Source organism: Frisingicoccus caecimuris (assembly GCF_004340975.1).
GTDB classification, from domain to species: domain Bacteria; phylum Bacillota; class Clostridia; order Lachnospirales; family Lachnospiraceae; genus Frisingicoccus; species Frisingicoccus caecimuris.
Map to the genome: position 1 here is coordinate 70,654 of NZ_SLXA01000003.1, position 14,485 is coordinate 85,138.

The window sequence follows — 14,485 nt, forward strand, 5'->3', positions numbered from 1 at the left end:
GTCTTTTTGCCGCATACATTATTATGAAGTTATCGGATAGTGGAGGTGGCGCATGGAAGAACAGAGCAGGAGCCATGCCGTTGTTCAGGCAGAGTTGATGCTGTTGGCTTTTTTGATCGGATTTGGGGCGCTGAAATGGCTGTCATCGGGGGAGGCGGTCAATGTGGAGGTAAATATTGAAGAAACATCAGAGGGGGAAGACTATATCCGGTGGGTCGACTTTGATGTGAGTTATGAGGCGTTGGGCCAGGCCTATGATTATGACATCGGAACGTATATGTCGGATGTTCATGTAAACTGGATTGAGCTGCTGGCCTATCTGGCCGTACAGTATGGCGGCGATTTCAGTTGTTTTAAGGAAAAAGACATGGCGGCGGCGGTGGAAAAGATTCAGGCTCAGGGTATGGAAGCTTTGACGGCGGATTTAAAATATTATGATTATTATCTGGAAGCCTATGAGGCGGTGCTCGGCGGTATGGTCGGCGTTTATGAGGTGGAGCAGCCAACAGAGGTATCCGAAGGGGTGGAAGCTGGAAAAGACACAGAAAAAGAGGACGTTAAAAATACGGTCTGGAAGCAGGTCTATGGGTTGAAGGCTTTTAGCCCGATCGCCAAAGGTTTTCCTTACTCAGAATATGATGATTTTGGAGCGTCGAGAAGCTATGGTTATCAGAGAACCCACCTGGGGCATGATATACTGGGACAAGTTGGGACGCCCATCATTGCCATTGAGGGCGGAAAGGTCCGGGCTCTTGGATGGAACCAGTTTGGCGGCTGGCGGATTGGAATTGACAGTTTCGACGGCAAACGATATTACTATTATGCCCATCTGAGACAGGACAGACCCTATGCCGATGGGCTGGAAGAGGGGGACGTTGTACAGGCAGGAGATGTAATCGGATACATGGGACGCACTGGCTATAGTGCGGAGGAGAATACCAATAATATTGATGTGTACCATTTACATCTTGGAATGCAGTTGATTTTCGATGAGTCTCAGCGGGAAGGTACCAATGAAATCTGGATTGATGTGTACCCACTGACGCGTTTCCTTGCCCGACATGCTTCCCAGGTGGTGCGGAATGATGAGACAAAGGAGTGGAGCAGGCGTTACCAGATACGAGATATGGAGATACCGTGAGTTGGAGGGCTGTTGTTCTGATGCCGTCAAAAAAGGCTTCATAGTGCAAGTTTAGCAGATTATTTGATGTTTTATAGAAGAATCTTTGCATAAAAATGTCGACTCAGGTCATCCGGCGTCAAATAGGGTCATGTGGGGTCGAAGATTGCGATTGGTTAGTCTTGCGATAATCCTTTTTCAGAGAATATAATACAAATAGTTTCGAAGACAGAAGGAGGAGAATAAGGTGAGCAAAATTAATGTGGCGATCGTGGATGATAATGAGCGGATGTTGGGGCTTTTGGAAAATATTTTGAGTGAAGACAATAGTATTTCTGTTGTCGGAAAAGGCGGGGACGGTGTTCAGGCATTGGAATTGATACGGGAAAAAGAGCCGGATGTGGTGCTTCTTGACCTGATTATGCCGAAACTTGACGGCCTTGAGGTCATGCAAAAAGTAAATCGGGAGAAAAATCTGAAAAAGAAACCGGCATTTATTGTTATTTCAGCTATCGGACAGGAAAATATTACGGAAGATGCCTTTGGCCTTGGAGCCAGTTACTATATTATGAAACCATTTGACAATGAGGTCGTTTTAAATAAAATAAAACAGATTCAGAGGGATAAGACAGCGAAGCTTGTTCATACTAAGCATAGCGTGGTATCTGAAGGTGTGAGCGAATATTCACCCCGAAATCTTGAGACGGATGTAACGAACATTATTCACGAAATCGGCGTGCCAGCCCATATTAAAGGATATCAGTATTTGAGGGATGCGATCATTATGTCGGTGGAAAATCGGGAAGTCATAAATTCTATTACAAAAGTGTTGTATCCAACTATTGCAAAAATGAATCAGACGACACCGAGCCGGGTGGAACGGGCTATACGCCATGCTATTGAAGTGGCATGGAGCCGGGGGAAAATGGATACGATTAATGAACTGTTCGGCTATACGATCAATACTGGAAAGGGAAAACCAACAAATTCGGAGTTTATTGCTCTGATCTCAGATAAAATGCGTTTAGAGTACAAAACAAAGGGTTAAAATAAATAAATATCTTTTAATATTCTCTCGAATATTGTATAATATATACAATAAATGTGTTTGAGGGAGGAAACGGATTTTTATGAAGAAGATATTATTTGTATCGTCGGAAGCTGTACCGTTTATAAAAACAGGGGGATTAGCGGACGTTGCCGGCACATTGCCAAAATCATTTAACAAAAATGAATTTGATGTCCGTGTTGTTATCCCAAAATATCGGGCAATTCCCGAACATTACCGGAATCAGATGAGATACCGGACCCATTTTTATATGGATTTTGCTGGAGAGAACCGATATGTCGGTGTGATGGAACTTGAGTGGGGCGGAATTACGTTTTATTTTATAGATAATGAATATTATTTTTATGGAGATAAACCGTATGAAGATGGTGTCTGGGATTTGGAAAAGTTTGCTTATTTCAGCAAAGCAGCCCTTTCGATTTTGCCTCTCATTGATTTCCAGCCGGATGTGGTCCATTGCCACGACTGGCAGACAGGACTTGTGCCTGTGTACTTAAAGACAGATTTCTGCCGCGGTGATTTTTTTGCCCGGATGAAAGCGGTCATGACGATTCATAATCTGAAATTCCAGGGAACTTGGAATCCAAAAGATATTATGAACATTACCGGTCTGCCGGGATATCTCTTTACGCCGGACAAACTGGAAGCTTATAAGGATGCCAATTATCTGAAAGGCGGACTTGTCTATGCGGACTGGATTACGACGGTCAGTCCGACCTATGCGGAAGAAATCAAGATGCCGTTCTACGGTGAGGGTTTGAACGGACTTCTCTGCGCCCGCTCCGGACAGCTCAGCGGTATTTTGAATGGTATCGATTATGATGAATATAATCCGGAGACAGATCAGGCACTGCCATGTAATTATAATGCGATTAATTTCCGCAAAGTGAAAGTAAAAAATAAACTGGCCCTGCAGGCTGAATTGGGACTGGAGCAAAATGAACATAAGTTTATGATCGGTCTTGTGTCCCGCCTGACTGACCAGAAAGGTCTGGATTTAGTAGCCTACATGATGGACCAGATTTGTACAGAGGATACACAGCTTGTCGTCCTCGGAACCGGCGACAGCAAGTATGAGAATATGTTCCGGCATTTTGCGTGGAAATATCCGGAACGGGTATCGGCGAACATTTTCTACTCAGATGAACGTTCTCATAAAATTTACGGTTCCTGTGATGCTTTTCTTATGCCGTCACTGTTTGAACCTTGCGGTCTCAGCCAGTTGATGAGTCTGCGTTACGGTACGGTTCCGATCGTCCGTGAGACTGGTGGCTTAAGGGATACGGTTCAGCCGTACAATGAATATGAATCTACAGGTACGGGCTTTAGTTTTGCGAATTATAATGCCCATGAAATGATGGATATTATCAATTATGCAAAGCATATCTATTATGACAAAAAACGGGAGTGGAATAAGATCATCGACCGGGCCATGGCTGCAGATTTCTCCTGGAATATGTCAGCGCGCAGATATGAAGATCTGTATCGGATGTTATGAGTGAATATTTAAAAAAGACCTGGGTGGTATGCCTTTTGGCATCCGTGAGCTGCTTCCTTTGGGGAAGCGCTTTCCCAGGTGTTAAGATTGGTTATGAATGGTTTCAGATCGCATCCGGAGAGACGGCAGCCCAGATATTATTTGCGGGGTGTCGTTTTTTCCTTGCAGGAATTCTGGTCATTTTTTTTGGGAGTTTTACTTCAGGAAAGCTTCTAAAGCCAGCGGGTGCAGAATGGAAACATGCGGCATTGATCAGTCTGTTTCAGACCATTTTGCAGTACATATTATTTTATATCGGGTTGGCTAATACGACGGGAACAAAGGCGTCGATCATCGTTGGTTCAAATGTATTTATCGTCATATTAACAGCAAGTCTTATCTTTCGGCAGGAAAAGTTGACCCGGGAGAAAATACTTGGCTGTGTCATTGGGTTTGCCGGGGTTGTACTGATCAATCTGACACCGGGAGGAATGGTCCTGGCAATGAGCTTTGGAGGTGAAGGACTTGTCCTTCTCTCTACAGTAGCTTACGCTTTTTCTTCGGTTATTATGAAGAAATATTCCAAAACGGATAATCCGGTCATGTTAAGCGGATATCAGTTTTTTATTGGCGGGATTGTCATGATGGCAGTGGGATTTTGTATGGGCGGACGGATTACGGTGTTTTCCGCAAAGGCCGCTCTCATGCTTTTGTATCTGGCGTTTGCTTCGGCCATGGCTTATACGATATGGAGCCAGCTTCTGAAATATAATCCGGTATCCAGAGTGGCAGTTTTTTGCTTTATGACACCGGTTTTCGGAGTTTTGCTTTCGACTGTTCTTTTGCATGAATCCGAACAGGTTTCTCTTGTTCAGGGAGGTGCGGCGTTGATCCTTATTACGGTTGGAATCGTTATCAGCCATCGGGAACAGAAGGAACCAGACAGATGTTGAAACTTGTAAGCAGGGAATGGATTTTTTCATTGACAGTATATAAGATATAAGATAGAATTGAAATCGACTGGTCACGAAGGCCAGAGGATAGATAAGATGAATGAAACCACGAAGGTTTCGCTGTTTTTTTGTGCGGACCTTTGTGGTTTTTTGTTATTAGATAAAATTGAGGAGAAAAATTATGAAAAAAAGAATGATTAGTATTTTAATAACAGCCGCCATATGTGCTTCGATACTGGCGGCCTGCGGTTCAGAAACAAAGGAAACAACGTCGGGAGTCGAAGGAGGTCCTGAGACTGGAGTAGAGAATTCAGCCGATGAAAAGGTACTTCGCATCGCATTCCCGGATGTATTGACAACAGTGGATGTAGCCAATGTTACATCAGCGACCATGTTGAAAGAAGTGGCTGGTGTGTGCGAGACATTGGTTCATGCCGATGAAGATTTTACGTTACAGCCGAATCTTGCGACAGAATGGGCGATGACAGGTGACAATACCTGGGAATTTAAACTGCGGGACGATGTGACATTTCATGACGGGACGCATATGGATGCGGAAGCTGTGAAATGGTCCATGGAGTGGGAACTGAAAAATAATTCTGCTTTTGCTGGTTCCACATTTATTGAATCGGTTGAAGTTATCGATGATCTTACGGTGCAGTTTACAACGTCCCGAAAAACGACTGATCTGCCGGCGGCCCTTTCTTATGTGGGAACGGTCGTCGTAGCCCCGTCCTCTGTGGATGACAGCGGAAATTTCGTTAAGGCCGTGGGAACCGGATATTTCAAACAGGATGCTTTTGACGAGGTTTCCGGGACATTTGAATGTTCCGTATATGACGGTTACTGGCAGCCGGTGGAAACCAATGTTACCCGACGAATTGTGCGGTGTATCACAGATGCCGGTGCCCGAAGTCTTGCGGTACAGAACGGAGAAATCGATATCGCCTCTGATGTGCCTTTCAGCGATCTGGAAACTCTGGCCGGTTCGGAAAATGTACAGGTTTCCAAATTCAATACGGCGCGGACTTATTTTTATGAATATAATATGAAAAAAGATATTTTTCAGGATGAACGGGTGCGGAAAGCTCTCATTTATGCAATTAATAAAGAAGAAATTGTCAATGACGTATTGCTCGGTGTGGGCGGTGTGCCAAAGGGAATATTGATGGATGATATGCCATGGGCCAATATAGATGTGGATACCTATGATTATGATTCGGATAAGGCGCAGAGTCTCCTTGAAGAAGCCGGTTATACAGACAGCGATAAAGATGGCTATCTGGATAAGGACGGCGAAAAGCTGACTCTTAAGTTGATCACTTTTACAAAACGGCCGGGATGCCAACTGATTCTTCAGGCAACTCAGGGGTATTATGCGAATATCGGAATTGATACGTCAGTGGAAATCCTGGAGTGGTCGGCCATGAACGAGCTGATTCAAAATGGCGATTTCGACATGGCCCTGAATTCGGCTGCATCGGCTTACATACCAACACCGGCTTATTATATGGATACTTATTATGGAGATAATGACATTGGCTATGTCAATGAATCGGTGAACGTACTTTTGGACGAGTGCAGGGCGACAACAGTTATGGAAGAGAAATATCAGTACAGTAAAGAGGCCCAGGCGCTGGCCCAGGAGGATGCCGCAATCTTCACTCCGGCTCTGTACGGTGCAGTCTTTGCCCTGTCCAAAGATGTGGAAAATTTTCGGTATAATGCAGCGGCCCATGATTTTATTGTACCTTATGAAACGTCTTTAAAATAAAGGATTTTATTTATGATTAAATATATTGTCAAACGGATGGCGACGGTTTTGGTCGTACTCTGGATGGTGGCTACCCTGACTTATTTTACTGTTCATGTGACACCGGGAGATACGGCGACGGCTATTTTATATTCTGTCGGAGGCGAAAGCGCGGTCAATAGCGATAATCTTGAACGGGTGCGGAGCAAATATGATCTGGACAGGCCTGTTTATGAACAGTATTTTGAGTGGGTTATCAATGCCTTCAAAGGGAAACTGGGAACATCTTATAAATATAATAAACCGGTGGCTTATATGCTGAAACTGCGTGTCCCGAATACGATTCGGCTCGGTCTTGCGGCGGTGGTTCTTTCGATTGTTATCTCGATTCCTTTTGGTATTGTCAGCGCTTTACATCACAATCGTTTTCTGGATCATGCGGGACGCCTGTTTACACTGTTGATTTCTTCATTTCCATCCTTCTGGGTAGCTGTCATTCTGATCATTATATGTGCGCTGAAGCTAAAGTTACTGCCTGTGGGCGGCATGCAGGGACCGCAGAGTCTTATCCTTCCGGCAGTGACATTGTCCATGGGAATGACGGCGGCGACGACCCGGATGATGCGCAGCAGTATGTTGGATGTGATGGGCCAGGACTATATTTGGGTCTGTCGAGCCAAGGGGCTTAAATGGAATAAGATTATCACGCGGCATATGCTTAAAAATGCACTGCCTCCGATCATTACGGTGATCGGACTACAAATTGGTCACGTTCTTGGCGGAGCGGTGATCATAGAAAATATCTTTTCATGGCCGGGAGTGGGAGGACTTTTGATCGATGCGATTAATGCGAAGGACACGCCGATGATCGAAGGATGCGTTTTACTCATCGCATTTGGCTACGCCATGATTCATCTGATCGTCGATATGATTTATGCATGTCTGGATCCGAAACTTAAATATGGCGGGGAGGATGCCTGATGCGAAGACAAAGAAAAAAAATTGTCAATCGAAAAAATTATATTTTGTATATTGGGATTGTTTTATCCGCTGTCATTGTATTGGTAACGATTTTTGCGCCGTTTTTAGCACCTTGTGATCCGACAAAAATGGAATTGTCACAAAAATTCATAGCACCGTGCCGGGAATTTATTTTTGGGACAGATCATCTTGGCCGGGATATTTTCAGCCGTGTGATTGAGGGAAGCAGGGTCTCCTTGTCTGTTGCGGCTACTGTTGTTTTTTTCAGCGCCGCGCTTGGAGTTAGCCTGGGTATGATCTCAGGGTACATGGGAGGAACGGCAGATATGCTGATCATGCGGGTAGTGGATGTGCTTCTGGCTTTTCCTACCATCATTTTTGCCCTGGCGCTTTCCACAATGATGGGAACGGGGCAGACGAATCTGATCGTTGCCATCACCTGCATTCAGTGGACCCGGTATGCCCGGATCGCCCGGGGAGAGGCACTCATGTTGAAACATGCCGAGTATGTGGAGGCGGCTAGAAGTATCGGGAATAGTACGGTTCAGATTTTAGGAAAATATATTTTTCCGAATGTTATTTCAAAAATTATTATTTTAGCGTCGCTGGACATCGGAACGATTATCTTGTATTGTGCTTCATTGAGCTTTTTGGGCTTGGGAGCTCAGCCGCCATCACCGGACTGGGGGGTTATGATCAGTGAAGGTAAGGACTACATGCAATACGCTCCGTGGATGGCTCTGTTTCCCGGATTGGCAATTGCCTTTTGCGCACTTGCTTTCAATATGCTCGGTGATGGACTTAGGGATTTGCTTGACCCAAGGCTGAAAGAAGTGGTGAGGACGGATTGATATGGAGAAACTACTGGAAATAAAAAATCTGGATGTGGCGTTTTTGATGGGCAATGAGCATGTGCCGGTATTGAATCAGATATCCTTTGATATATACGAAAATGAAGTTCTGGCCATTGTAGGGGAGACCGGATGCGGTAAATCGGTGACCGGCAGCGCGATTCTTCATCTGCTTCCGGAGAATGCGGTGACGGATGGTGAGATATACTATAAAAATCAGGAAATCCTGAAATTATCGGAGGAGAAATTCCGGAAATTCAGAGGAAGAGAAATTGCTTCTGTGCCTCAAAGTCCATCTACGTCGTTGGACCCGATGATGGTGGTTGGCGAGCAGGTTGCTGAATGTGTGACCGGTGGATATCGTCAGAAAAAAGCGGACAGGGAAAATATCCAAACGCGAATCTGGGATATTTTTTCCCATCTGAAGCTTCCGGGAGAACGGAAAATTTGTCATGCCTATCCCTGTCAGCTCAGCGGCGGTATGAGCCAGAGAGTGCTTATTTCTATGGGAGTTATTGCCGAACCTCGCCTGCTCATTGTGGATGAGCCGACCAAGGCTGTTGACTGGATCTTGAGAAAAGAGGTGGTCAATGTGCTGCGTCAGATGAAGGATGAAATGGAGTGTGGGATGATGCTCATTACCCATGATTTCGGAGCGGCCAGTCAGATTGCAGACCGGATCGGGGTCATGTATTGCGGCCAGATGGTTGAGATCGGAAAAGCGGATGAAATTTTAAATAAACCAAAACATCCGTATACGAAGGGGTTGATCGATGCGCTGCCATCCCGGGGATTTCATGTGATGGAGGGGTTTATGCCGTCCTTTTCCGAACTGTCGGCGGGATGCCGATTTGCACCGCGTTGCAGCCGGTGTCTGGAACGGTGCCGTCGTCATATTCCGGAAATGTATGAGGATGGAAATGGGCGCCAGGTCCGCTGCTTTTTATTTGAGGAGAGCGGAGTGGCTTATCGGAGCCCATGTATCGAGGAGGCGGTTTTTAATGCTTGAGATTTCGCATTTGAGCAAAACGTATACTTCCGGCTTTTTGGGAAACCGGCGCGTAGATGCGGTAAAAGATGTTTCTTTTCAGATACATTCAGGAGAAATTTTTGGACTGATCGGAGAGAGCGGCAGCGGAAAAACGACGCTCACCCGGATGATCGGCGGCTTTTTGAAACCTTCTTCCGGAGAAATTACCTTTGAGGGAAAGAATCTGGTGAAAGCAAACGCCCGGGAATGGCATCAGCTGCGTCAACAGATACAGTTTGTATTTCAGCATCCTCAATTGACGTTCCATCCGAGGCGGAATATTTATTTTGCCTGTGCTGAGCCAATACGGCTGTATCATCTGGACCGTCATATAAGTGAAAAAGATATGATTCGTCATATGTTGCGCCGGGTCGGAATTTCCGAAGATCAGTGGCATAAATATCCTCATGAGATCAGCGGCGGTCAGGCCCAGAGAATTGCTATTGCCAGAGCCTTATCCTTGAATCCAAAGCTTCTGATCTGTGATGAGCCGACATCGATGTTGGATGTTTCGGTCCAGGCTCAGATTCTTCGTCTGCTTCTGAGGGCTAATGAGAAATATCATGTGGCCATGCTTTTTATTTCTCATGATCTGGATGTCATTCGGGCAGTTTGTCAGAGAGTGGCGGTGATGCATAAGGGAGAGATTGTTGAGACGGGCACAATAGAGGAAGTTTTTGGAAATCCGAAGCATGAATATACAAAAAAGCTTCTTTCAGCCCATATGGAAGTTTAAAGAAAACTTGTATATTTCAAAAAAAGTGATAAAATGAAGAGTAGTGTTCAGCAAGGTCTTTTAATGATTTGCCGTAGAGCAGGTTGTCGAAAGGCCTTGTTGTATTCAGGATAAGTAAGGAAAAGTGTACAAAAGATGTTAAATAAGGAAATACCGGAAGCGCAGCTTCTTGTTGGCGTGGATGTGGGTTCGACGACAACGAAAATCGTTGCGGTCGATGCATTGAGCAGGGATATTGTATTCTCCGACTACCGACGGCATAATGCCGCTCAGGTTCAAAGTGTATACCACGCTGTAAATCAATTAATTGAACATTTTCCGGAAGCTCAGGTTCGATTGGTCCTGACGGGTTCCGGAGCAAAACTGATCGCAGAGAGCCTGGATGTGCCGTATATTCAGGAGGTTGTGGCGAATTCAGTTGCTCTTAAAGAGCGTTATGACAATATCCGTACGGCCATAGAGCTTGGCGGTCAGGATGCAAAGATGATATTTTTCAGCAGAGATGCGGCGGATAATTCGCTCAATGTGGCGGATATGCGTATGAATGGGAGTTGTGCCGGAGGAACAGGGGCATTTATTGATGAAGTCGCATCAATTTTAAAGGTTCCGATTGAAGAATTTAATGAGCTTGCGGCCAGAGGTACCTGTGTTTATGATATTTCGGGGCGGTGCGGTGTGTATGCGAAAACAGATATTCAGCCTCTGCTGAATCAGGGCGTGTCGAAACAGGATTTGGCCTTGTCTGCTTTTCACGCCATTGCGAAGCAGACCATTGGCGGTCTGGCCCAGGGATTGGATATTGAGAAACCAGTCGTTTTTGAGGGTGGTCCTCTCACCTTTAATCCGACATTGATCCGAGTATTTATAGAACGGTTAAATTTGTCACCGGAAGAGGCGATCATACCGGATCATCCGGAAATTATGATTGCCTATGGGGCAGCTTTGTCACTCGATACGATGTTTGCAGAAGATGAAAGGAAGGTTTCGCTGCCGCGGATTTTAAAGCTTTTGCAGGAAAACCGTATCGTGGAAGCCGGTCAGGCTATGAGCCATGCCGAACCGTTTTTCGCTTCAACGGAAGAAAAGGAGGCTTTTCTGAAACGACACAAACAGCCGGAAAATCATTTAGAAAAACCGGAACGGGGGCAGACGGTTCATGCTTATTTGGGCATTGATTCGGGAAGCACAACGACAAAGTTTGTTTTGATGGATGAGGACGAGAATATTCTCGATTCCTTTTATGCACCGAATGAGGGGAATCCCCTGGATGTTGCAAAGAAGGCATTGATTTCACTTCGGAACAGCTACCGGGAAGCCGGAGTGGGGCTGGATATCATTGCCGTGGGAACGACAGGCTATGGCGAATTGCTTTTTGCCGAAGCTTTTGGCGCCGAGTGTCATGTGGTGGAGACCGTATCCCATGCAAGAGCCGCCGAAAAGTATGTGGATGACGCCACCTTTATTCTGGATATCGGCGGGCAGGATATGAAGGCAATCTGGCTGGACAGCGGGATTATTACCAATATTGTAGTTAATGAGGCCTGTTCTTCGGGCTGTGGTTCCTTCCTTGAAAATTTTGCAGCCTCGTTACATATTCCGGTGGAGGAAATTGCCGAAACCGCCTTTTCTTCCAAAAATCCGGCAGCCCTTGGCAGCCGGTGTACGGTATTTATGAACAGCAGTATTGTGACGGAACAGCGTAACGGAAAATTACCGGCGGATATTATGGCCGGGCTTTGTTGTTCCATCATAGAAAATGTATTTACCAAGGTTATCCGTATTTCTAATCTGGATTCCCTTGGTGATAAAATCGTGGTCCAGGGCGGCACTTTCCAGAATGATGCGGTATTGCGGGCTATGGAACAGTATATCGGAAAAGAGGTTATTCGGGCGCCTTACCCGGGAATTATGGGGGCCATCGGTGTGGCGCTGCTCACTAAGGAGCGCTTCAGCGCGGGACAGACAGAGAAAACCTTTATCGGTCTGGATGCCATGGATGATTTTTCCTATTCCCAGGAATCCAACTTCCCATGTCCGTTTTGTGCAAATCATTGTAAACGGACGATTGTTACCTTTTCTAATGGAAAGTCCTGGGTCACGAATAATCGCTGCGAACGGGGAGAAATTCTCGGAGATCCCCGCGAGACAGATGTACGTGAGAAACTTCGGGAAAAAGAACAGGCGGTCCACCAGATTCCGAACCTGTTCCGAACTCGTGAAGAATTGTTATTTAAAGAATATCCTGCACCGGAAATTTTACCGGAACAATCGGTGACCATTGGTATTCCGAGGGTTTTATCCTTCTGGGAAACGATGCCGTTTTGGACAACTTTCTGGAAGTCTCTTGGATTTAAGGTACAGATATCGGATAACAGTACCCGCAGGATGTATGAAAACGGATTGTCAGCAGTGACTTCGGATACGGTATGTTTTCCGGCCAAGCTGGTTCATGGTCATATCCGGAACCTGGTGGAGAAGAAGGTGGACCGGATTTTTATGCCGTCCATTACAACAGTAACTTCGGAAAATACGGAAAAGACCAGCGAATCCATGTGCGCAGTGGTCAAAGGCTATCCATTTGTGATTCGGAACTCGGATAATCCGGAAAAACGGTGGGGCGTACCTTTTGATACACCTTTATTCCATTGGTATGGAAAGGTCGACCGGGACAGACAGCTGATCGGATATATGAAGGAAACTTTTGGAATTTTACCGGGACAGACAACGTCGGCCATTCAGGCGGCGGATGAGGCCCAGGAAAGTTTTCATAAGGAACTGACGACGGCTGCCCGGGCGATTTTGGATGAAGTGGAGCGTAAAGACACTTATGCCGTTGTTCTTGCTTCCCGCCCATATCAGAATGATGCTCTGGTCAATCATGATCTGCCGGCTATGTTTACACGTTTGGGCATTCCGGTGCTGACAGTAGATTCGTTACCGGGATTGGAAAAAGTAGATTTGAGCAGAAGTCGTCTGGATGTGGTGAACAATTATCACGCCCGGATGCTTGGTTCGGCCATCATGGCGGCGCAGAGCCCCCATCTGGAGTATGTACAGATTGTCAGTTTCGGCTGCGGCCATGACGCCTATCTGTCGGATGAGATCATCCGCATGATGAAGGCAATTTCAGGAAAAATACCGCTGATATTGAAATTAGATGAGAGCGATATTCAGGGACCTTTGCGTATCCGTGTCCGCTCCTTTGTGGAAACCGTCGCTATGCGGCGGGGACAGAATGAGGAAATGAGCATTGAGGAGCTGACAGACCCTTATCCGGAAAAATTGACGAAGAAGGGTGTGAAAGAAAAGGTTGTTCTTGTACCGAATACCTCCCATGCTTTCTGTCGTATCATGTCGGCCGCTCTGTGTACTCAGCATGTAAAGGCGATTCCTTTGGATATTGGACGGGAAGACGCCATTCGTTTAGGAAAACAGTATGTGCATAATGATATTTGTTTTCCGGCGCAGATTGTCATTGGGGAGGCGCTGGCTGCCCTGCGGAGTGGAAAATATGATGATAGAGAAGTGGCCATCGGCATGGCAAAGTATATTGGTGATTGCCGTCTGACCCACTATGGCGCTCTGCTTCGAAAGGCGCTGGATGATGCAGGATATGCCCATGTACCGATTTTGACCAACGATGATGAAGATTATCACAATCTGCATCCGGGATTCCGAATGAACCTTTTCTCGGCGCTGCGTATTGCCATTGCACTTCCGATGATTGATGCTCTGGAAGAACTGCTTCGGAAAATACGGCCTTATGAGTTGGAGCCGGGAAGTGCCAACAGGGCTTTTGAGAAAGGGATGGATGCTCTTGTTGATGGTTTGCAGAACCATGGCATACTTGGGGCAAAACGGGGATTCTCCAGGGCTATTGATCTTATGAAGGAAGTTCGTTATGATCGGCTGCATCGGAGACCGGAAGTATTGATCGTGGGTGAGTATCTTTTGAATTTCCATCCGGGTGCCAATCACGATATTGAAGATTATCTGGAGCATAACGGTTTTGAGATTATTGAGGCCCGAATGACCGATGTCATCCGGAAGATTTACTTTGTTCTTGATTCCCAGATTCGGGAGTATCATCTGAAACGGCCTTTTGGGAAAAAACTTTGGTTTCATACGGCGAATGAATTCTTTGAGCTGGCTCACAATATGACCGACGCTATTGCAAAACGTCATCCGTTGTATGAACCGGCCTGCCGTCTGCCGGATTTGGTCAAAGACAGTGACCCGATCATGCATCACACCTTTGATGCCGGCGAGGGGGTATTGATTCCGGGTGAAATTCTTCACCACGCGAAACACGGTTGTCGGAATTTTGTTATTCTGCAGCCTTTTGGCTGCCTGCCGAACCATGTTTTCGGACGTGGTGTGGCAAAACGATTGAAAGAGATTTATCCGGATGCCCAGATTCTGCCATTGGATTATGACCCGGATGTCAGCTTTGCCAATCTGGAAAACCGTTTGCAGATGTTGATCATGAATGCAAAGACACACGACGATTTTTAA

Annotated in this window: 10 protein-coding genes; all 10 read left to right on the forward strand. The window is 46.0% G+C overall.

The annotated features are described in order from the left end of the window. The first annotated feature begins 52 nt into the window (after positions 1 to 52). The 10 genes from EV212_RS04445 (at position 53) to EV212_RS04490 (ending at position 14,485) form a co-directional block, all read left to right on the forward strand. A complete protein-coding gene (locus EV212_RS04445; RefSeq protein WP_132089506.1) occupies positions 53 to 1,141 on the forward strand; it encodes a M23 family metallopeptidase in 1,089 nt (362 codons plus the stop codon). Between the two features lie 226 nt (positions 1,142 to 1,367). After that, positions 1,368 to 2,168, forward strand: coding sequence for a sporulation transcription factor Spo0A (spo0A, locus tag EV212_RS04450; RefSeq protein WP_132089509.1), 801 nt, complete (start codon positions 1,368 to 1,370; stop codon positions 2,166 to 2,168). An 82-nt stretch (positions 2,169 to 2,250) separates the two neighbouring features. After that, positions 2,251 to 3,687, forward strand: coding sequence for a glycogen synthase GlgA (gene glgA, locus EV212_RS04455; protein ID WP_132089512.1), 1,437 nt, complete (start codon positions 2,251 to 2,253; stop codon positions 3,685 to 3,687). Next, positions 3,684 to 4,619, forward strand: coding sequence for a DMT family transporter (locus EV212_RS04460; RefSeq protein WP_132089514.1), 936 nt, complete (start codon positions 3,684 to 3,686; stop codon positions 4,617 to 4,619). The genes glgA and EV212_RS04460 overlap by 4 nt, the downstream gene beginning before the upstream one ends. 181 nt (positions 4,620 to 4,800) lie before the next feature. After that, positions 4,801 to 6,393 (forward strand): ABC transporter substrate-binding protein, encoded by a 1,593-nt coding sequence (locus EV212_RS04465; protein ID WP_132089517.1) that lies wholly within the window; start codon positions 4,801 to 4,803, stop codon positions 6,391 to 6,393. Between the two features lie 12 nt (positions 6,394 to 6,405). Next, complete coding sequence (locus EV212_RS04470; protein WP_132089519.1) at positions 6,406 to 7,353, forward strand: ABC transporter permease; 948 nt, start codon at positions 6,406 to 6,408, stop codon at positions 7,351 to 7,353. Continuing rightward, positions 7,353 to 8,204 (forward strand): nickel transporter permease, encoded by an 852-nt coding sequence (nikC, locus tag EV212_RS04475; protein WP_132089522.1) that lies wholly within the window; start codon positions 7,353 to 7,355, stop codon positions 8,202 to 8,204. The genes EV212_RS04470 and nikC overlap by 1 nt, the downstream gene beginning before the upstream one ends. 1 nt (position 8,205) lies before the next feature. Further along, positions 8,206 to 9,213, forward strand: coding sequence for an ABC transporter ATP-binding protein (locus tag EV212_RS04480; protein ID WP_132089524.1), 1,008 nt, complete (start codon positions 8,206 to 8,208; stop codon positions 9,211 to 9,213). Beyond that, complete coding sequence (locus EV212_RS04485; RefSeq protein ID WP_207669062.1) at positions 9,206 to 9,970, forward strand: ABC transporter ATP-binding protein; 765 nt, start codon at positions 9,206 to 9,208, stop codon at positions 9,968 to 9,970. Before EV212_RS04480 ends, EV212_RS04485 begins: the two co-directional genes overlap by 8 nt. 135 nt (positions 9,971 to 10,105) lie before the next feature. Beyond that, positions 10,106 to 14,485 carry an acyl-CoA dehydratase activase gene (locus tag EV212_RS04490; RefSeq protein ID WP_132089530.1) on the forward strand — a complete coding sequence of 1,460 codons (4,380 nt, stop codon included), beginning with the start codon at positions 10,106 to 10,108 and terminating at the stop codon, positions 14,483 to 14,485.